Source organism: Pontibacter brevis, assembly GCF_054779655.1.
The window spans coordinates 271,691-290,948 of record NZ_BAAGXV010000090.1 but is presented as its reverse complement, the minus strand read 5'-3'; the positions used below and the strand labels follow the sequence as shown (position 1 = coordinate 290,948).

At 49.2% G+C, this 19,258-nt stretch carries 18 protein-coding genes and 1 pseudogene; 7 read left to right on the top strand and 12 right to left on the bottom strand.

Annotated features, from left to right (window positions below):
• Positions 1-89: 89 nt before the first annotated feature.
• From ACYVB1_RS22145 to panC, 6 genes are all read right to left on the bottom strand, one after another.
• Complete coding sequence (locus tag ACYVB1_RS22145; protein WP_460926000.1) at positions 90-1,229, bottom strand: acyl-CoA dehydrogenase; 1,140 nt, start codon at positions 1,227-1,229, stop codon at positions 90-92.
• Positions 1,230-1,448: 219 nt separating this feature from the next.
• Positions 1,449-2,129 (bottom strand): zinc metallopeptidase, encoded by a 681-nt coding sequence (locus ACYVB1_RS22140; RefSeq protein WP_460925999.1) that lies wholly within the window; start codon positions 2,127-2,129, stop codon positions 1,449-1,451.
• An 18-nt stretch (positions 2,130-2,147) separates the two neighbouring features.
• Positions 2,148-2,633, bottom strand: coding sequence for a D-glycero-beta-D-manno-heptose 1-phosphate adenylyltransferase (gene rfaE2 / locus ACYVB1_RS22135; protein ID WP_460925998.1), 486 nt, complete (start codon positions 2,631-2,633; stop codon positions 2,148-2,150).
• Complete coding sequence (locus ACYVB1_RS22130; RefSeq protein WP_460925997.1) at positions 2,617-3,663, bottom strand: lysylphosphatidylglycerol synthase transmembrane domain-containing protein; 1,047 nt, start codon at positions 3,661-3,663, stop codon at positions 2,617-2,619. Before ACYVB1_RS22130 ends, rfaE2 begins: the two co-directional genes overlap by 17 nt.
• 9 nt (positions 3,664-3,672) lie before the next feature.
• Positions 3,673-4,020 (bottom strand): aspartate 1-decarboxylase, encoded by a 348-nt coding sequence (gene panD / locus ACYVB1_RS22125; protein ID WP_377482034.1) that lies wholly within the window; start codon positions 4,018-4,020, stop codon positions 3,673-3,675.
• A 96-nt stretch (positions 4,021-4,116) separates the two neighbouring features.
• Positions 4,117-4,989 carry a pantoate--beta-alanine ligase gene (gene panC / locus ACYVB1_RS22120; RefSeq protein ID WP_460925996.1) on the bottom strand — a complete coding sequence of 291 codons (873 nt, stop codon included), beginning with the start codon at positions 4,987-4,989 and terminating at the stop codon, positions 4,117-4,119.
• A 121-nt stretch (positions 4,990-5,110) separates the two neighbouring features.
• On the opposite strand from panC, the gene ACYVB1_RS22115 reads away from it, so the two are divergent.
• Both ACYVB1_RS22115 and glmS read left to right on the top strand, forming a co-directional pair.
• Positions 5,111-5,923: a glycogen/starch synthase gene (locus ACYVB1_RS22115; RefSeq protein ID WP_460925995.1), complete on the top strand. Its 813-nt coding sequence runs from the start codon at positions 5,111-5,113 to the stop codon at positions 5,921-5,923.
• Positions 5,924-6,059: 136 nt separating this feature from the next.
• Complete coding sequence (gene glmS, locus ACYVB1_RS22110; RefSeq protein WP_460925994.1) at positions 6,060-7,895, top strand: glutamine--fructose-6-phosphate transaminase (isomerizing); 1,836 nt, start codon at positions 6,060-6,062, stop codon at positions 7,893-7,895.
• Between the two features lie 170 nt (positions 7,896-8,065).
• On the opposite strand, the gene ACYVB1_RS22105 is transcribed toward glmS, so the two are convergent.
• Positions 8,066-8,743 (bottom strand): 3-hydroxyacyl-CoA dehydrogenase family protein, encoded by a 678-nt coding sequence (locus ACYVB1_RS22105; protein ID WP_460925993.1) that lies wholly within the window; start codon positions 8,741-8,743, stop codon positions 8,066-8,068.
• Between the two features lie 51 nt (positions 8,744-8,794).
• Between ACYVB1_RS22105 and ACYVB1_RS22100 the strand changes: the two genes are divergently transcribed.
• Positions 8,795-9,175 (top strand): RidA family protein, encoded by a 381-nt coding sequence (locus ACYVB1_RS22100; protein WP_460925992.1) that lies wholly within the window; start codon positions 8,795-8,797, stop codon positions 9,173-9,175.
• A gap of 145 nt (positions 9,176-9,320) precedes the next feature.
• On the opposite strand, the gene ACYVB1_RS22095 is transcribed toward ACYVB1_RS22100, so the two are convergent.
• Positions 9,321-10,346, bottom strand: coding sequence for a YihY/virulence factor BrkB family protein (locus ACYVB1_RS22095; protein WP_460925991.1), 1,026 nt, complete (start codon positions 10,344-10,346; stop codon positions 9,321-9,323).
• A 184-nt stretch (positions 10,347-10,530) separates the two neighbouring features.
• On the opposite strand from ACYVB1_RS22095, the gene gltX reads away from it, so the two are divergent.
• From gltX to ACYVB1_RS22080, 3 genes are all read left to right on the top strand, one after another.
• Positions 10,531-12,072 carry a glutamate--tRNA ligase gene (gene gltX, locus ACYVB1_RS22090; RefSeq protein WP_460925990.1) on the top strand — a complete coding sequence of 514 codons (1,542 nt, stop codon included), beginning with the start codon at positions 10,531-10,533 and terminating at the stop codon, positions 12,070-12,072.
• A 130-nt stretch (positions 12,073-12,202) separates the two neighbouring features.
• Entirely contained in the window at positions 12,203-12,571 is a 369-nt protein-coding gene (locus ACYVB1_RS22085; RefSeq protein WP_460925989.1) for a hypothetical protein, read from the top strand.
• A 39-nt stretch (positions 12,572-12,610) separates the two neighbouring features.
• Positions 12,611-13,378 carry a TIGR00266 family protein gene (locus tag ACYVB1_RS22080; RefSeq protein ID WP_460925988.1) on the top strand — a complete coding sequence of 256 codons (768 nt, stop codon included), beginning with the start codon at positions 12,611-12,613 and terminating at the stop codon, positions 13,376-13,378.
• A gap of 241 nt (positions 13,379-13,619) precedes the next feature.
• On the opposite strand, the gene ACYVB1_RS22075 is transcribed toward ACYVB1_RS22080, so the two are convergent.
• The 3 genes and pseudogenes from ACYVB1_RS22075 to lptB all read right to left on the bottom strand — a co-directional run bounded on the left by ACYVB1_RS22075 (position 13,620) and on the right by lptB (position 16,332).
• Complete coding sequence (locus ACYVB1_RS22075) at positions 13,620-15,140, bottom strand: GH3 auxin-responsive promoter family protein (protein ID WP_460925987.1); 1,521 nt, start codon at positions 15,138-15,140, stop codon at positions 13,620-13,622.
• A gap of 37 nt (positions 15,141-15,177) precedes the next feature.
• Positions 15,178-15,453 (bottom strand): annotated as a pseudogene (locus tag ACYVB1_RS22070) (four helix bundle protein); the annotation flags it as partial.
• Positions 15,454-15,600: 147 nt separating this feature from the next.
• Entirely contained in the window at positions 15,601-16,332 is a 732-nt protein-coding gene (lptB, locus tag ACYVB1_RS22065; protein ID WP_460926079.1) for an LPS export ABC transporter ATP-binding protein, read from the bottom strand.
• A gap of 193 nt (positions 16,333-16,525) precedes the next feature.
• Between lptB and ACYVB1_RS22060 the strand changes: the two genes are divergently transcribed.
• The gene (locus ACYVB1_RS22060) at positions 16,526-17,347 is read left to right on the top strand and encodes a glycoside hydrolase family 25 protein (protein ID WP_460925986.1); all 822 of its coding nucleotides are present in this window, start codon (positions 16,526-16,528) and stop codon (positions 17,345-17,347) included.
• 112 nt (positions 17,348-17,459) lie between these two features.
• Here ACYVB1_RS22060 and recJ read toward each other — a convergent pair whose 3' ends face one another.
• On the bottom strand, positions 17,460-19,166 hold the full coding sequence (recJ, locus tag ACYVB1_RS22055; protein ID WP_460925985.1) for a single-stranded-DNA-specific exonuclease RecJ: 1,707 nt from the start codon (positions 19,164-19,166) through the stop codon (positions 17,460-17,462).
• Positions 19,167-19,258: the final 92 nt, after the last annotated feature.

The following is a 19,258-nucleotide window of genomic DNA, read 5'->3' as shown; positions in this document are numbered from 1 at the left end:
AAATTCAAAAATTTTTAAAAATTAAATTTTAATTAGAAAAAACATATCTAGAGCCTAAATCGCAGATAAACAGCTTTTTAAGACTTTATTTATCTAAGCAATTCTCTTGAAATTACTATTTTTTGTATCTCTGAAGTACCCTCATAGATTTGTGTGATTTTGGCGTCGCGCATTAAACGCTCCACATGGTACTCTTTCACGAAACCATAACCTCCATGCACCTGTACTGCCTCTACGGTAGTCTCCATGGCTACTTTTGATGCAAACAGCTTCGCCATAGCACCAGACTTGGTGTAGTCCTGATGTGTGTCTTTATCGTATGCTGCCTGCAGGCATAGCAGGCGGGCAGCTTCTATATTCGTCGCCATCTCGGCCAGTTTAAACTGAATTGCCTGGTGCTTTGCAATCTCCACTCCAAAAGCTTTGCGCTCCTGGGCGTACTTCACAGCCAACTCGTAGGCTCCTGAGGCAATACCAAGCGCCTGTGCGGCTATACCAATACGACCACCAGCCAGTGTGGCCATCGCAAATTTGAAACCGAAGCCGTCTTCGCCGATGCGGTTTTCTTTCGGCACCTTCACATCCGTGAACATCAACGAGTGTGTATCAGAACCCCGAATACCTAATTTGTTCTCTTTCGGGCCAACCACGAAGCCTTCCATATCGCGCTCTACAATCAGGGCGTTAATACCACGGTGTTTTTTTTCCGGGTTTGTCTGGGCCATTACCAGGTAAACAGAAGCGGTACTGCCGTTTGTAATCCAGTTCTTGGTGCCGTTCAGCAGGTAATAGTTCCCTTTATCTTCGGCAGTGGTACGCTGCGAGGTGGCATCAGAACCGGCTTCCGGCTCTGACAAGCAGAAAGCTCCGATGATTTCACCTGTGGCAAGCCTTGTCAGGTATTTCTGCTTTTGCTCTTCTGTACCAAATGTTTCAAGGCCCCAGCAAACGAGCGAATTGTTCACCGACATCACAACAGAGGCAGAGGCATCCACTTTAGAGATTTCTTCCATGGCCAGTACATAAGACACGGCATCCATGCCGCCTCCACCGTACTTTGGGTCAACCATCATACCTAAAAAGCCTAATTCGCCCATTTTCTTTACCTGCTCCGCAGGAAACTTCTGGTGCTCATCGCGTTCAATCACGCCAGGCAACAGTTCTGTCTGGGCGAACTCCCGGGCGGCAGCCTGTACTGCCAATTGTTCTTCCGTAAATTGAAAATCCATTCCTTGATCTATCTATAGAAATATTCTAATAAAACTTATCTGGTACAAAACTAAGAATTCAGTGGCATTAAGTAAACTCCGATTTCCGCTTATTATTATGTAATGCTCCGTGTCTGTTACTTATTTGCGTTAATCTGGTTCTGTTTTTCTTAAAAAAAGAAGCGCCACCTATACAAAAAGTACAAGTAGCGCTTCACAATCAGGCAGATTGAAAATTATTTAGTCGCGGCGGCCCATCAGCAACGACACGTAGTACAGCAAGGTAGCCAAAGAACCCAAAGCTGCTACCACATAAGTAAGGGCAGCCCACTTTAAAGCGTCTTTTGCCATACCATGCTCCTGCGTGGTTACAATGCCTCTCCTGTCAATCCAGGCAAGGGCGCGCTTACTGGCGTCAAACTCTACCGGCAATGTTATGAAACTGAACAGAGTTGTTAAGCCGAACAGAGCCACACCAATAGCCAGCGGCACAGGCGTTGTCTGCAGCATCAGGATACCGATAAGGATAATCCACTGCATGTAACGGGAGGCGATGCTAAGCGCTGGCACCATAGCCGAACGGAACTTCAGGAAGCTGTATGCCCTTGCATGCTGCACAGCGTGACCACACTCGTGCGCCGCTACCGCTGCCGCCGCGGCACTTCGCGCTTCGTACACATACTCGCTCAGGTTTACCGTCTTGTCTGCCGGGTTGTAATGGTCTGTCAGGCGACCCGCTACAGACATAACACGCACATCCGTGATGCCATTATCCGCCAGCATCATTTCTGCCACCTCGCGGCCACTCAGGCCGGAGCTAAGGGGTGTCTGGGAATATTCCTTGAACTTACTTTTTAATCTGTGGCTCACCCACATGCTAACCAGCATGAAGACGATACCTATAAAATATATACCTAACATAGTTTATTTTAACCTTTATTAATTTAACTGCTTCTCTATTTTCTTTACAATGTTGGTGGTAGAGTAGCCTTTTACGAGGGGCACTGTTTTCACTTCGCCCCCCCTTGCCAGCACTACCTCATGGCCTACAATGCTTTCTACGGTATAATCATCTCCTTTCACTAATATGTCCGGCTGAACCGCCTCTATTAGCTGTAAAGGCGTATTTTCGTCGAACAGCACTACTGCATCTATAAACAAAAGGGATGCCATAATTCTGGCGCGTGACATTTCGTCCTGCAAGGGCCGGCTTGGGCCCTTTATACGGCTGATGGAGGCGTCTGTGTTCAAACCCAGCACCAACTTGTCGCCAAGTTGTCTGGCTTTCTCAAGGTAGTCCACATGCCCGAGGTGGAGCAGGTCAAAGCAGCCGTTCGTAAATACGATTTTCTGGCCCTGGTTGCGCCAGGTATTTACCTGCTCCTGCAGTTGCGGAAGGGTATAGATTTTATCTTTTGAGTTCATGGGTTTCTGCTTTTGTTTCGGTAAGGTGCACGCGTGCGCTTCTGCGCTGACGCAACATGCTCCCCATAAAACTAAGCACTCCCATTAAAACCACCAAAAGTGTTTGAGAGGTATGCGCCAGCAGGGCGTAGGCCATACCCGCTTCTTTTGGCACTCCGTACAGCAGCAGTGTTGCCTGCACCAGCAGGTGGTACACCCCAATGCCTCCCTGCACCGGTGCCGCCATGCCCAAGCTGCCTACCACCAGCACCGACAAGCCAGCACCCCAGGAAAGATTGGAGGTAGCGGGCAAAGCGTAAAAAACAACCAGGCTCATACCGTAATACAGCACCCACACAAAAACCGTATGCCCCCAGAAGGCCACCTGGTTGTCCAGCTTCGTAATGCTGAAAACGCCTTTCAGCATCCCCTTTACGAAATCAACAGCTTTGCGGAAGTAGGTGTTTTTGCGCAGGCGGCTCAGGTAACGCAACCCTATAACGAGCAGCATCACGGTTAAGCCCAGCAGCACCCAGAACAGCCAGTACAGCGAACTCATGCTTTGCTCCAGGTTGCTATACTTATCAGAAACGAGGCTAAGGAAAAAAGCCTGGATGCGGCCAAACTCAATCAGAAAAGTTAGCCCCACAGCCACCAACAGCATCACCAGGTCTATAATACGCTCTGCGATAACAGTGCCGAACCCTGCATTTACAGGCACTCCGTCCGTCCGCTTAAGCACACTGCAGCGCACCACCTCGCCCATACGAGGCAGCACAAGGTTGGCCACATAGCCAATCATCATGGCACTGTAGGTATTACGAAGCAAGGGCTGATAGCCGGTAGGTTTTATCTGCATCTGCCACCGGATAGCGCGGCTCATATAAGCCAGCACCCCCATCACCAGCGACACCAGCACCCAGCCATAGTCCGCATTCAGAAACTCTGCCCACATTTTCTCAAAGTCCAGCTCTTTAAGTGCATACCACATCAAAAAGGCAGATACACTCAGCAACAGCACTGGCTTCAGAATGGAGAGCAGCTTTTTCATAAAGGCAGGTTATACCAGGCGGTTGTGCTGGTCGGGGAATACAAGGGTTGGCGTATGGCTTTTCGCATCTTCAAACTTGATGCTGCAGTAAGAGATGATGATCACGATGTCACCTACCTGCACTTTACGTGCCGCAGGTCCGTTAAGGCAAACAGTGCCGGTACCACGCTCGCCCTTGATCACATAAGTCTCAAAACGCTCACCGTTGTTGATGTTTACAATCTGTACTTTCTCATTCTCCACCACATTAGCTGCATCCATCAGGTCCTCATCAATGGTGATGCTCCCCACATAATGCAGTTCGGCCTGTGTTACCTTGCAGCGGTGAATCTTGGATTTTAAAACCTCAATATACATGGTATGTTTCTGTAATGAGGCGCAAAGTTAGATAATTGGCCTCATATTAACTACCAAAGCCTTAAGCGCCAGTTTGCCCCTCAGTGGCTAAACAACCTATACTTCGTTTAAATTCACCAGAATGTTATCGATGAGGCGCACAGGACCCACTACAGCTGCAATACAGAGCGCAACTTCCTGCACCTGTGTTATATCTTCCACAGGCTGCAGCGTATTCGGGTCAGCGATTTCAAAATACTCCAGTGTCACGCCACCCACGCCTTTCAGGTAAGCACTTACCTCCGCTTTTATAGCAGCCACCGGCTGCTGGCGCAGTTGCGTTTCGGCCATTTTAAGGGCTCTGTATAAGCTGGGGGCAATTTGCCGCTGTTCTGCATTCAGGCGTGTATTTCTGGACGACATGGCCAGGCCGTCCTCCTCGCGCACGGTAGGGTAGCACACTAATTCAAGGTCGAAACTAAGTGTATGCACCAACTGCCGCACAATAGCCACCTGCTGCAGGTCCTTCTGGCCGAAGTAAGCGCGATGCGGCTGCACCAGGTGAAACAACTTGCTCACGATGGTGGCCACTCCGTTAAAATGCCCCGGCCGGTGCTCGCCCTCCATCACATCCTGGAGCGGTCCGAAACTAAACTGAAGCAGCAGCTGTTGTGGTGGATATACCTCCTCCGGGCTTGGTGCAAACAAAATATCGCAGCCAGCTGATTTCAGCAGCTCGGTGTCTTTATCTAAGGTGCGGGGGTATAGTTTATAGTCGTCCGGATTATTGAACTGCGTGGGATTTACAAAAATGCTACAAATTGTTACATCGTTTTCTTTGGCGGAGGCATGAAGCAGCTGCAAGTGCCCTTCGTGCAGGGCACCCATGGTAGGTACAAAGCCAATGCTTTTGCCGCTACAGCGTAATGCCTGCACCCGCTTTCGGATGCTATTAACCTGCTTTATAACTTCCATGTCGGTCCTATTCATGTTTGGGATTGGTAAAAGCCGGCAAAAGTAAGTTATAGCGCTTAAAATTGAAAATTAGAATAAAAATTACTAATTTTGCACGTCCCATTACTGTTGCTTTTTAAATTTTAACCACATATCCATGTCTAAATTGCGAATCTTATACGCCGCCACCGAGATGAATCCCTTCTTACAGACCACCAAAGTAGCTGAGTTTCTTCAGACGCTACCGCAGGGGATGCAAGAACGGGGAATGGAGATCCGCATTTTTGTGCCACGGTTTGGCCTAATCAATGAGCGCAAGAATCGGTTGCATGAAGTGGTACGCCTTTCTGGCATCAACATCGCTGTCGGCGATGACGAGAAACCATTGGTAATTAAGGTAGCCTCCATCCCGAATGCAAAGCTACAGGTTTATTTTATCGACAACGAAGATTATTTCCACAGAAAGTCCGTGTTTGTTGATAAAAACAACAAGTTTCATGCTGACAACGATGAACGCGCTATCTTCTTCTGCAAAGGTGTATTAGAAACCGTAAAGAAACTGGGTTGGGCACCAGACATTGTACATTGCAACGACTGGATGACAGGCTTAATTCCAATGTACCTGAAGACGACTTACAAGAAAGATCCTATCTTCAAAGATGCCAAGTCGATGTTTACAGTGTACAAGCACAACTACACACAGAAGTTTGGCGAAGGCCTGCTGGACAAGGTGAAGATGATGGACATTGACGACAGCATGCTTACCGAGCTGCAGTCTGCTGACTGCGATGGCTTTGTGAAGTGCGGCATGAAGTACGCAGACGCTGTTATCAAAACCAACGAAGATTTTGGAGACAGCATAAATGCAATATTCAATGAGTTTAAGAAAACAAAGAGCATCAGCACCGTTAGCGCCGATGATACGCTTCTGGACTCATATTATGAACTTTACAACCAGCTTGGCCAGTAGTATTCTCCAAACCTGCTTTAAGTTTAACAAAAGCATTTAGCTAAATATTTATATATAGATTTTTAAAGCTCATAAATATTCTGAATAAATAGGTACCTTTGTGGTACCTATTATATTTTTATACCGAAAACAAATTATGTGTGGAATTGTAGCATACGTTGGGCATAGAGAAGCTTGCCCTATCATTATAAAGGGTCTGAAGCGACTGGAGTACAGGGGCTATGACAGCGCAGGTATCGCGTTGATGGATGGCGCTCTGAACATATACAAGAAAAAAGGAAAGGTAGCAGACCTGGAGGCTGCTATCTCAGAGGAAGACACACACGGGAACATTGGCATGGGCCATACCCGCTGGGCTACGCACGGGGAGCCAAATGATGAAAATGCTCACCCTCACTATTCCACATCCAAGGGTATTGCCATTATCCACAATGGTATTATCGAGAATTATGCCTCTTTGAAGCAACTGCTTATCCAGAAAGGCCATACTTTCCACTCCGAAACAGACTCAGAGGTATTTATTAACCTGATTGAGGATATTTTCCAGAACAACAATTGCTCCCTACCGGAGGCAGTCCGACTGGCCATGCACGAAGTAGTGGGCGCTTATGCCATTGTAGTTCTTTCCAAAGAAAGCCCCAACCAACTAATAGCTGCCCGCAAGGGTAGCCCGCTGGTAGTAGGTGTTGGCAAGGGAGAATATTTCCTTGCTTCTGATGCCACGCCTATCATTGAGTACACCAATGAGGTGGTTTACCTGAACGATTACGAACTGGCTGTGATAAAAGACGGCGAGTTGGAAATCCGCACAAAGGAGGACGTGCAGCAAACGCCTTACGTACAGACGCTTGAGATGGCTTTGGAGTCTATCGAGAAAGGCGGCTATGAGCACTTCATGCTGAAGGAGATTTTTGAGCAGCCGCGCTCTATCCTGGACAGCATGCGTGGCCGTATGATTGCCGAGAGTGATCACCTCATGATGAGTGGCATACGGGAGTACGAAAACAAGTTTGTTAAAGCGAAACGCATCATCATTGTAGCCTGCGGTACATCCTGGCACGCCGGCCTGGTAGCTGAATACCTGATTGAAGACTTTGCCCGCATTCCTGTGGAGGTAGAGTATGCATCAGAATTCCGTTACAGGAACCCGATTATTACAGAGAAGGATATTGTTATCGCCATTTCGCAATCAGGAGAGACAGCAGATACGCTGGCTGCACTGGAATTAGCGAAATCGAAGGGTGCCACTATCTTCGGTATCTGTAACGTGGTAGGCTCATCGATTGCCCGCGCCACAGATGCCGGCGCTTACACACACGCCGGCCCTGAAATTGGTGTTGCCAGTACAAAGGCCTTCACTGCTCAGGTAACGGTGCTGACACTAATTGCGATGATTATCGGCAGCAGACGCGGAACACTGGAAGAAACCAAGCTTCGCCAGCTGATGGCAGAGTTAGAGACCATTCCGGCTAAAGTAGAGCAATGCCTGCAGCTGGATGACCAAATCAAAGCAATATCGGCGAAGTACAAAGATGCCACTAACTTCATTTACCTGGGCCGCGGGTACAACTACCCGGTAGCCTTAGAAGGTGCCCTGAAGCTGAAGGAAATCTCTTACATTCATGCAGAAGGTTATCCGGCGGCAGAGATGAAGCACGGCCCAATCGCCCTCATAGACGAGCACATGCCAGTGGTGGTAATTGCCACAAAGGACAGCTCATACGAGAAAGTGGTTTCAAACGTGCAGGAAGTCCGTGCCCGTAAAGGCAGGGTAATCGCTGTTGTAACAGAAGGAGACACGACTATTCCGTCTATGGCAGATTACGTGATTGAAATTCCGGAGACAAGCGAGCACCTGATGCCTTTGTTATCTGTTATTCCATTGCAGCTGCTCTCTTACCACATTGCGGTAATGCGCGGATGCAACGTAGACCAGCCAAGAAACCTGGCGAAGTCCGTAACAGTAGAATAAGCCATACACCCATAAACAAAAAAGGGAGCCACTGCTGGCTCCCTTTTTTGTTTTCCCTCACTATTCCTGAAACTCATTTTGAATAGGTATAGCTGCCAAAATCAGTAGTGCATTTGTTCCTTCCCAAAACTACGGGTAACTGAGGAGAGGCAACGCAGAAGCTACTACACTTAAAACTGCTCCCCTTTCAGGTATTTTGTCTTGAGCAAGGGGCAAATTTTATAGCGCTCATCTTTCGTGTCGTCATATACAGTTTTCAGCACCTCGTACACGTTTTCTACTCCCATGCGGTTTGCCCATTCAAAGGGGCCCATTGGGTAATTTGTACCCAGCTTCATGCCCTGGTCAATATCCACGATGCTGGCCGTTTGCTCCTGCAGTGTAAAGCAGGCTTCATTGATGATCATGCAAATCATACGGGGTGTCACCATGCCCACTCTGTCATCCACTAGCAGGTACTCCGTACCTAATGCAGCACACACCTCTTTCAACCTCTCTTCATGCTCCGGATTGAGCAGGCTGACCTCCAGCACAGGTCGGTTGAATAAAGTCGGAAGGCCGTTAAAACCAATCAGCGTACAGGGCTCCTCCAGCTCCACCTCACTTACCAGTGCCGCCAGCTGCACCGTAGCCGCATTGCAGAACACCACCTGCTCCGGCGCATAAAAGCTCAGGCGCTCCGGCCGTTTGTGCAGCGAAAAGTCAAATATGATGTCTGTTGGCCGCAGCTGCTCTCCCTGCAGGTTGAGGTGGTGCAAAAAGGAAAAGCTTATTCCTTCATTCCCTTCCGGGAACTTCTGCTTAAACTCCTCCGCCATTTCCGGCTCTGATAAAACAACTATGTGCATAAAAATTCAGTACTTTTGATAGTAAAGATACAATATAAAACGAATCCGTCTATGGCACACAGCATCATCACCTCTTCTCAGGCTCCTGCTCCTATTGGCCCTTACAGCCAGGCAACCATGGCAAATGGCACCCTCTACGTGTCGGGCCAGATTGCGCTTGACCAGGCAAGCGGAAACCTGGTGAACGACAGTATTGAAAGCGAAACGCACCAGGTTATGAAAAACCTGAGCGCCATTTTACAGCAAGCAGGCATGAGCTTCGGAAATGTATTAAAATGCACCATCTTTGTGAAAGACCTGAATAACTTTGGCCGCATCAATGAAGTCTATGGCAGCTACTTTACCAGCAACCCTCCCGCCCGTGAGACCGTGGAAGTAAGCCGCCTGCCAAAAGACGTTAACGTAGAGATTTCCTGCATCGCAGCCAAATAAGGTAAGTGTTCGCTGGTTAAGTAAGACTTAACGCTTCGATAAGCACTCATAGAATGCTTTGAAAAGGATAAAAGATAAAGGAAAACCAGGACCTAGCTTTCCTTTGTCTTTTATCCTTCTTCTTTTGTCATGTGTCCTTTCCCTCTCAGATGTTGGCTCCCTGTGCAGCTGTTCCTTCATCTGTATCTTCGGCAGATTTCCCCACCGGCTCTTCTCCGTAAACTTCCTCCTCATGCACATCCAGGTTTGCGTTAACGGCTGAGTTTCCAACCTCCACCTGCTTCCGGATAACACGCACCGCGTACTCTGCCGGATAGATATTAAAGCCATACTTGCGGGAATACACAAACGTGAACACGGCTCCAAAAAAGATGATCTGAGAGTTAAAGAACACCCAGGTAAGTATGACCACCACAGAGCCTGCCGCTCCGTACACAGAGCCCACATCGTTCTTGCCCAGGTAAAAGCCTATCAGCCCCCGAAAAGCTACGAACAGCAAAGCTGTTACCAGTGCCCCTACCCACACGTCGCGCCATTTTATTTTCGCATCAGGCAGAAACTTATAAATGCAGGCAAACAGGAAAGACATAAGCAACAGCACAGAGGCGAAGTTTCCAAAATGCAGCACATATATCACCCAACTGGAGAAACGCGCCGTCAGGAAGTCTCCAATGGCTACCAGCACTGCATTTGCCAGCAGCGAAAGCAGCAGAATAACAGCAATAATCAGGATCATGCCAAAAGAAAGAAACCTGTCAAGGATCAGCTTCACATAGCCTCGCTTTGGCTTCGGTTTCACGTACCATATTTCGTTGAGCGAATCCTGGAGCGAGATGAAAACACCTGTAGCCGCAATAAAGAGCGCAATAACACCGGTTACCGCAGCCAGCGTAATGTTTGAGAACTCATTTACATTTTCCACCATCTTCTGCACCGAGTAGGCACCCTCTGTACCAATGACCTCCTTTATCTGGTAGTATATTTCACCTGATACTGCCTGCTCTCCAAAGAAGTACCCCCCGGCACTGATGATGATAATGAGCATGGGCGGCAAGGCGAATATGGTATAATAAGCCAGGGCAGCCCCTTTTTGCCAGGAGTTGTTATCTATAAACTCTGACGAAGTCTCCTTTAACAGGCACCATACTATTTTAAGCCGCCTTCGCACCATTGCACTATCTTGAATTCTTTATTAAGCAAATACGGAAATATCTGATTATGTTTATAAAGAATTAATTCTCAGCGCTCTGGCTTGTTTCCGGTTCCGCTGCCTTTGCTGGTGCAGCACTTACCTAAACAAACTTTATTTTGTACCTTTGTGCCGAATTAGAACGATCTGAACCAGACACAAATACATGGAAAGAGAAGTTAGAGTACGCTTTGCCCCAAGCCCGACCGGGCCTCTCCATATTGGTGGTGTGCGCACTGCCCTATACAATTACCTGCTGGCCCGCAAAACAGGCGGCAAGATGATCCTGCGCATCGAAGACACCGACCAGACCCGCTTTGTGCCGGGCGCGGAGGATTATATTCGTGAGTCGCTGGAGTGGTGTGGCATAGAGTTGGACGAAAGCCCCTGGAACGGCGGCCCTTATGCGCCGTACCGCCAGTCGGAGCGGAAGCCGATGTACATGCAGTATGCATTGCAGTTAATCGAGAGCGGCCATGCCTACTATGCCTTCGACACAGCGGAGGAGCTGGAGGAAATGCGTGAGCGACTGAAGGCGGCGAAAGTGGCCACGCCACAGTACAACGCCATCACCCGCGCCACCATGAAAAACTCCCTCACATTGCCAGAAGATGAGGTGAAGCGCCGCCTGGAGTCCGGTGACCCTTACGTAATCCGCCTGAAAGTGCCCCGCAAAGAGGAAGTGCGCCTGAAGGACCTGATTCGTGGCTGGGTGATGGTACACTCTTCTGCCATTGATGATAAAGTACTGATGAAGTCGGATGGTATGCCAACGTACCACCTGGCCAACATCGTAGACGACCACCTCATGAAGATTACGCACGTAATCCGCGGGGAGGAATGGCTGCCGTCTGCCCCGCTGCATGTGCTGCTGTACCGCTACCTGGGTTGGGAAGACACCATGCCGGAGTTTGCGCACCTGCCGTTGCTCCTGAAGCCGGACGGAAACGGAAAGCTAAGCAAGCGCGACGGCGATAAGCTGGGCTTCCCGGTGTTCCCGCTACGCTGGCAGGACCCAAATACAGGAGAAGTATCTTCAGGTTATCGTGAGAGCGGTTATCTGCCTGATGCCTTTGTTAACTTCCTGGCTTTCCTGGGCTGGAACCCTGGCACGCAGCAGGAACTGTTTTCCATGCAGGAGCTTATAGAGGAATTCTCTGTAGAGCGCATCGGTAAATCAGGCACCCGCTTCGATATCCAGAAGGCACGGTGGTTTAACGAGCAGTATCTGCGTGCCAAACCAGACAGCGAACTGGCAGATTACCTGCTGAAAGCGCTGGAGGAGAATGGTACTACTACGTCGCATGAGAAGGCAGAAAAAATTGCCGGCCTGATGAAGGAGCGAGTAAGCTTTCCGCAGGATTTCTGGGAGGAGGCAAAGTATTTCTTTATTGCCCCCACAGAATACAGCGAAAAGGTAGCCTCTAAAAAATGGAACAGCCAGTCTGTTGCCGTTTTCGAAGACTTCAAAAATGAGCTGTCTTCGCTGGAAAACTTCAATGCTGATACCGTGAAGGAGCTTCTGACAAGCATTCTGGAGCGCCACGGCATGAAGATTGGACAGGTAATGCAGGCCCTGCGCTTAGCAGTAACAGGCGCAGAAGCTGGCCCTGACCTGATGCAGATCATTGAAGTGATAGGCCGCGAGGAGACTGCTTCCCGCATTGAAGCCGCCATTGAGAAACTCAGCCCTTACACTGCAGCATAAGCAGCACGCTATAGATAGAGAAAAAAGGCTAGCCTGTATGGCTAGCCTTTTTTATTGACTCCGTTAGGCTCCCTTTGCAACAAATTACGGCTGCTTAGCTTATACAACAAGAGTACAAACCTGTATAACCATGGCTAAGAATAAAAAAGACGATAAGAGCAGCAAGAAAAAGTCGAAAGTGCATAAAGACCTGGAGGGCTTTGAAATAAAGGTGAACGAGCACGGCGAGATTATCTCGAACTATAGCATCGACAAAATAAATGAGTTCCTGAACCGCAATGTGGAAGATAAGAAGCTGGTGAAGCGTGATGCCGCCGAAAAGGCCAAACGGGAGGAAGAGGAAGCCTACCACATAGAAGAAGGCGAAGAAGTAGAGGAAACAGACGAGGATTTTGTGCGCAATACCAACACCGCTTCTGATGAAGATGAAGAGACAGACCTGCCCAAAGCCCGGCGCAGAAAAGGCAGGGATGACGAGGATGAGGACGATGAAGACTGATTTCGTTATATTGCTGTCGCAACAAACCATCCTAAAACTATGATAAATTCACACGAAATCGACTACAGGATTTTCGGAAACGACATCCAGGTGCTGGAAGTGGAGCTGGATTCCAATGAAACTGTGATTGCCGAGGCAGGCGCCATGGTATACATGGAAGAAGGCATCGATTTCCAGGCAAAGATGGGCGACGGCTCCAACCCAAGTCAGGGTTTCTTCGGAAAACTGCTTTCAGCCGGCTCCCGCATGATTACGGGCGAATCCTTATTCATGACCCACTTTACGCACCGGGGCTATGGCAAAAGCCGCGTAGCTTTCTCAGCGCCCTACCCGGGCACTATCTTACCCATTGACCTGCGCCAGATGCGCAACAACAGCCTGATTACGCAGAAAGATGCCTTTCTAGCTGCCGCTTTAGGCACTAAGCTCAGCATTCATTTTAATCAGCGCCTGGGCTCCGGCTTTTTCGGTGGCGAGGGTTTTATACTGCAGCGGATGCAGGGAGACGGCATGGCCTTTATACATGCCGGCGGCACAGTGGTGGAAAAGCAGCTGAATAACCAGACCTTGCGTGTAGACACCGGTTGTGTGGTCGCCTTTGAAGAGGGTATTGATTTTAGCGTACAGCAGGCAGGCGGACTGAAATCGATGATTTTTGGCGGTGAAGGCATCTTTCTGGCCACCTTGCGTGGCACTGGCCGCGTGTGGCTGCAGTCTATGCCAGTGAAGAAGCTGATAGAGGCACTGGTACCACACGGGGAAAACGCAAATAAAGAAGGTGGCATGTTCAGCAGCTTTATGGAATAGGTTGCGCTTCGCTTCTACTTATAAAGCATGAAGGGATAATACCTGTAAATACCAAAAGCAACAGTCCCGGCAAGCGTAAGTTGCCGGGACTGTTGCTTTTTATGAGGATATATTCGTACTCCTTCTTATCTAACTTTGGCTCGAGAGGGAGCCCTTCTCACTGCTTTTAAAGCTTCTACCGTTGCAGCTAAAGTTATACATGCAGCAGCCACACAAACAGAAACAGGTTCTCACTCTACATCTACAACATCCCGTTTACCTGCATAATCTCCTCCAGGTGCTCACGGGAGTTGCTGAGGCGGGGCACCTTGTTCTGGCCTCCCAGCTTGCCTTTGTGGCGCAGCCAGTTCATAAAAGTGCCTTGTGGGGCGGCGTGCACAATAGGCTCCTGTAGCGCAATGTCGTTCTGCCGCTTGGCATCATAGTCGGAGTTTACGTCCCGCAGCGTTTCGTCCAGCACCTGGGTGAAACGCGCCAGGCTATCAGGCTCCTTCTCAAACTCAATCAGCCACTCATGCCCGCCACGCTTGCCGCTCTCCATGTAAACCGGTGCTGCTGTGAAGTTTGAGATAATGGCACCCGTTGCTTGCGCGGCTTTTGTAATAGCAACCTCCGCGTTCTCCACAATTACCTCCTCGCCGAAAGCATTGATGAAGTGCTTGGTGCGGCCGGAAATTTTAATGCGGTATGGGTCAAGGCTGGTAAAACGGATGGTGTCGCCAATCTTATACCGCCACAACCCTGCATTCGTCGAAATTACAATAGCGTAATTCTTATCCAGTTCCACCTGGTCCAGTGTCAGGGTTTTAGGCTGCTCTTCCTCGAACTGGTCCATCGGGATAAACTCATAGTACACGCCATAGTCCAGCATCAGCAGCATTTCGTCTTCCGTACCAGCCTGATCCTGTATCCCAAAGAAGCCTTCAGAGGCATTGTACACCTCCAGGTAATGCATCTTATCTGATGGGATGATGTCGCGGAACAACTGGCGGTAAGGTCCAAAAGCCACCGCACCGTGTGTGAACAGCTCCAGGTTAGGCCACACCTCCAGGATGTTGCTTTTACCGGTCACTTCAAGGATGCGCTTCAGCAGCACGTATGTCCAGGTAGGTACACCGCTCATGCTGGTGACGTTCTCCTCTACCGTCAGTTCCACCATCTTCTCTATCTTCTCCTCCCATTTGTCCATCAACGCTACTTTGAGCGGCGGTGTGCGCATGGCCTCGGCCCAGATAGGCAGGTTCTGCATGATAACGGCTGATACATCGCCGCATGAAATCTTGGAATTGAACTCGCTGGGCCGGTGGCTACCGCCAATGGAAAGGCCCTTGCCTGAGAAAAGCTTTGTCTCCGGGTACAGGTTCACGTAGATAGAAAGCATGTCTTTGCCTCCTTTGTAGTGGCAATCCTCCAGCGACTCAGGGCTAACAGGTATATACTTGCTGCGGGCATTGGTCGTGCCGGATGACTTTGCGAACCACTCAATTTTGCTTGGCCACAACAGGTTCTGCTCCCCCTTCATCACCCGTTCAATGTAAGGGTAAAGATTCTCATAATCCGTAACCGGCACCCGCTCCTGAAACTCCCGGACAGACAAGTTGTCTTTGTAACCGTATTTCTTCCCCCACTCCGTATTCTTAGCCGTGCTAATCAGGTTCTGGAACAGCTCTGCCTGCACCTCATGCGGATACTTCCGAAACAGATCAATGTCATGAATCCGCTTCTTCATTACCCACGTCACGATTGAGTTTATTATTTCCAATTTTTTTGCTGATTGTTAGTTGTTGATTGTTGGAAAGCTACATCTGCAGGTTAGTGTTTGTCACTTTTATTAAAGTATTTATCAGCTTTGGCAACTTCTGCAGTACAGAGAAAATATATTCATACTCTTCCTGCGGAAGCAGCTTTCTAATTTTACACTTTTCATTCCAATCCAGGCATTCATAAACTGAACCTCTGGCATACCTAAAGAATTGTATCTTCTCCTTTTTTCCATAACGGCCAAAACCTTCCGCAATGTTTGCAGAAATGCTGTCTACGGCTTTAGTGAACTGAATACCAATGTTGAGTTTCGCAAAATGCTCCCACCCTTCTGCTCTTGATCATATATAGTTGCTCAGGTTAAAGGCTACTTTATAAGCATCAATGTCATTTAGCTGTATGTGCTTCCGCTCCTCCATACAAAAGCAGTACGAAAACAATCAACAACTAACAATCAGCAATTAGATCTTCCGCTTCAGCTCAAAGTGCTTGCCTAAGTATACGCGACGCACCTGCTCATCGGCGGCCAGTTCTTCTGCAGTTCCTGATTTCAGGATCTTCCCTTCAAAGAGCAGATAGGCACGATCTGTAATGGACAGGGTTTCGTTTACGTTGTGGTCCGTGATGAGGATACCGATGTTCTTGCTTTTCAGCTTGGCCACGATGCTTTGTATTTCCTCTACGGCAATAGGGTCTACGCCGGCAAAGGGCTCATCCAGCAACACGAATTTGGGGTCTACGGCGAGGGCGCGGGCAATCTCGGTGCGGCGGCGCTCTCCTCCCGATAGCACAATGCCTTTGTTGTTCCGCACGTGTGTCAGAGAGAATTCTTCCAGCAGATCCTCTACCTTTTCATGCTGCTCTTTTTTGGACAGTTTTGTCATTTCCAGTACGGCCTTGATGTTCTCCTCTACCGTTAACTGCCGGAAAACAGATGCCTCCTGCGCCAGATACCCCACGCCGCGCTTTGCGCGCTTGTACATTGGCAGGTCTGTAATGTCTTCCTTGTCCAGGTATATCTTCCCGGTATTGGGCTTCACCAACCCTACAATCATATAAAAGGAGGTGGTTTTACCGGCACCATTCGGGCCCAGCAATCCTACAATCTCCCCTTGGTTTACCTCCACGCTCACATCGTTTACAACCGTGCGTGATTTGTACTTTTTTATCAGGTTTTCTGCTCTCAGTATCATCGTGGCTAAATTACGCATTAAGGCTGCATCCTGCAACGTGTTGGTGTGCCGTTACCAGCCACTACCTTAACGCTTTATATCTAGAATATTCTATTAATATGGAACTAATATTCTTTATAATACTTTTTACTAAATATTGTATAAGCCTGTATTAATATATAACTTATAACTCGCTTATCTCAGAACATTAATTATGTCGCTGTTTTCAATCTTACCGGTATGCCGGCATCTGGCTCTTTCAGGCCTGCTACTTTTAGCAGGATATACCGGTATGGCGTCTGCTCCTACTGAAATCACGAACAACGACCCTACCAAGCCTGGCACCACCAGCAGTAGCCCGGCTAATGCCACACTAAAGGGCATTGATGTGTCGAGGTGGCAAAGAGACATAAACTGGGAACTGGTAAAAGAGGAGGAGATCGCCTTTTCCTTTATCAAGGCAACAGAGGGTGACTTCAGGCAAGATCCTTTTTTCTCGCGCAACTGGAGTGAGTCGAAACGCAACGGCGTCCGGCGGGGAGCTTATCATTTTTTTAAGCCACTGGCTCCCGTACAGTGCCAGATCGAGCTCTTTACGAACTCCGTAGTGCTGGAACCCGGCGACCTGCCACCCGTGCTGGACGTAGAGGTATCAGACCCGGAAGTAAGCCCTGCGCGGCTGCGCGAGAGCATTCATACCTGGTTAGAGGCCGTAACAGCACATTACGGCGTAAAGCCTATCATTTACACCAGTCAGAATTACTACCGCCGTTATTTGCAGGGGCACTTTCAAGGCTATCACTTCTGGATTGCCCGCTATAGCCCTGTGCAACCGGAGGTACACCACACCGATAGCTGGATGTTCTGGCAACACACGGACAAGGGCAGGATAACAGGCATCAAAACAGCCGTGGACATGAACTTCTTTCTCGGAGACATTGAAACTTTAAGCCGGCTGTGCATCCCTGACCTGATGGCCTCAGAAAACCAGGTAAGCCCCCTGAAGCAGCTGAAGCATATACAACCGCTGCCGTAGGCCTGGGATTGCTATTCGTTATGGGTGGTTAATTATTCGTTTCCGGAATGTGCGTGCTCCGTGCCGGATCAGCCAGCAGCAGAAACTAAAGGCAAGGAACGCTGTAATCTCTCTACCTTATCCGAATATCTTTTATGCGGAGTTGCAGTGAAATAACGCCACGGTATACGTTTTCCTCAACTGTATAACACACATCGAACGGGATACCCTTGGAGATGGCTTTATAGTGGTCGCTGAGGCCAAAGCCAATGGCATCAATGGTATTGAAACCATCCTGTGTCAGGCGCAGCTTCAGGTGTGTATCGCCCACTACGCGCACGCTGCCTGTATCATACACGCATTCAGACTCGAACACTGGCCCCATGTTACCGGGCCCGAAAGGCTCCATCTGCCGGATGATATTGTAGAAGTTCCGGGTTATCTGCTTCAGCTCTATTTTACCGTCTATCTGTATCTGCGGGATTTTCTGCTCTGCGGTAATGGTGCTGGCCACTACCTCCTCAAAACGCTCCCGGAAGGCCTGCACATTCTCTACAGGCAGCGTAAGGCCTGCCGCATACATGTGCCCTCCAAACTGCTCCAGCAAATCAGCACAGCTCTCTATGGCATTGTGCACATTGAACCCGTGCACCGAACGCGCAGAGCCTGATGCCATGCCGTTGGATTGGGTAAGAATAATGGTAGGGCGGTAATATTTTTCGATACAGCGGGAGGCAACAATACCAATCACACCTTTATGCCACGTCTCCTTAAACAGCACAGTAGAGTTGGCTGAACGCAGAAAATCATCCTCTTCAATCATCTGCAGCGCCTCTTTGGTGATGTCGGTGTCTTTGGTGCGGCGCTCTTTGTTTGACTCATTGATAATGGATGCCATCCGGAAAGCCTCATCCTTTGTCTGAGCCAGCAGCATGCGCACAGAGTTCTTGGCATCTCCCATACGCCCCGCGGCATTGATGCGCGGCGCAAAGCCAAACACAATGCTGGTGATGTCCATCTCGTAATTGATAGCAGCCAATTCCTTCAGCGCCTCCAGCCCCGGGCGCATCGGCTGCGGCCCGTTCAGGTGGCGCAGCCCGAAATGCGCCAAAATACGGTTCTCGCCCGTAATCGGCACAATGTCTGCCGCAATGCTTACTACCAGCAGATCCAGCATCTTAAATGCCTCTTCCTGGTCAATGTCGTTCTGCATGCAGAAAGCCTGCGCCAATTTAAAGCCTACGCCACAACCCGATAGTTCTTTGTATGGGTAAGGGCAGTCCACCTGCTTCGGGTCGAGCACAGCCACTGCCTGCGGCACGTCATCGTCTGGCAAGTGATGGTCGCAGATAATAAAGTCAATGCCTTTCTCTTTTGCATCAGCCACTTTATCAGCAGATTTGATACCGCAGTCGAGGCTGATGATAAGCTTGACGCCGTTTTCTGCTGCCCAGTCTATTCCCTGCTGCGATACGCCATAGCCTTCTTTATACCTGTCCGGAATGTAGAAATCTATCTGATGGGTATAATTGCGCAGGAAGCTGTACATCAGCGCCACAGAGGTCGTGCCATCCACGTCATAGTCGCCGTACACCAGTATCTTCTCGCTCTTGTGCAGGGCCTCGTTCAGTCTGTCTACTGCCTTGTCCATGCCCTTCATCAGGAAGGGGTCGTGCAGGGCGGAGAGGGAGGGGCGAAAATAGGCCTTTGCTTCTTCAAAGGTGCAGATGCCACGCTGGCAGAGTATGCTGGCTAAGGTAGGGCTGATTTTAAGACTTTCTGACAAACCCTCTACTACCTCCGCCGGCGGCGCCTCGCTATATACCCACCTTTTCTCCATATGCTGCTGCTACACTACTTTCGTTTGGTTGCAAAGGTAGCTTTTTTTCGAGGATTATGAGCGAAGCCACAGGCATGCAACGCTCACCTTCG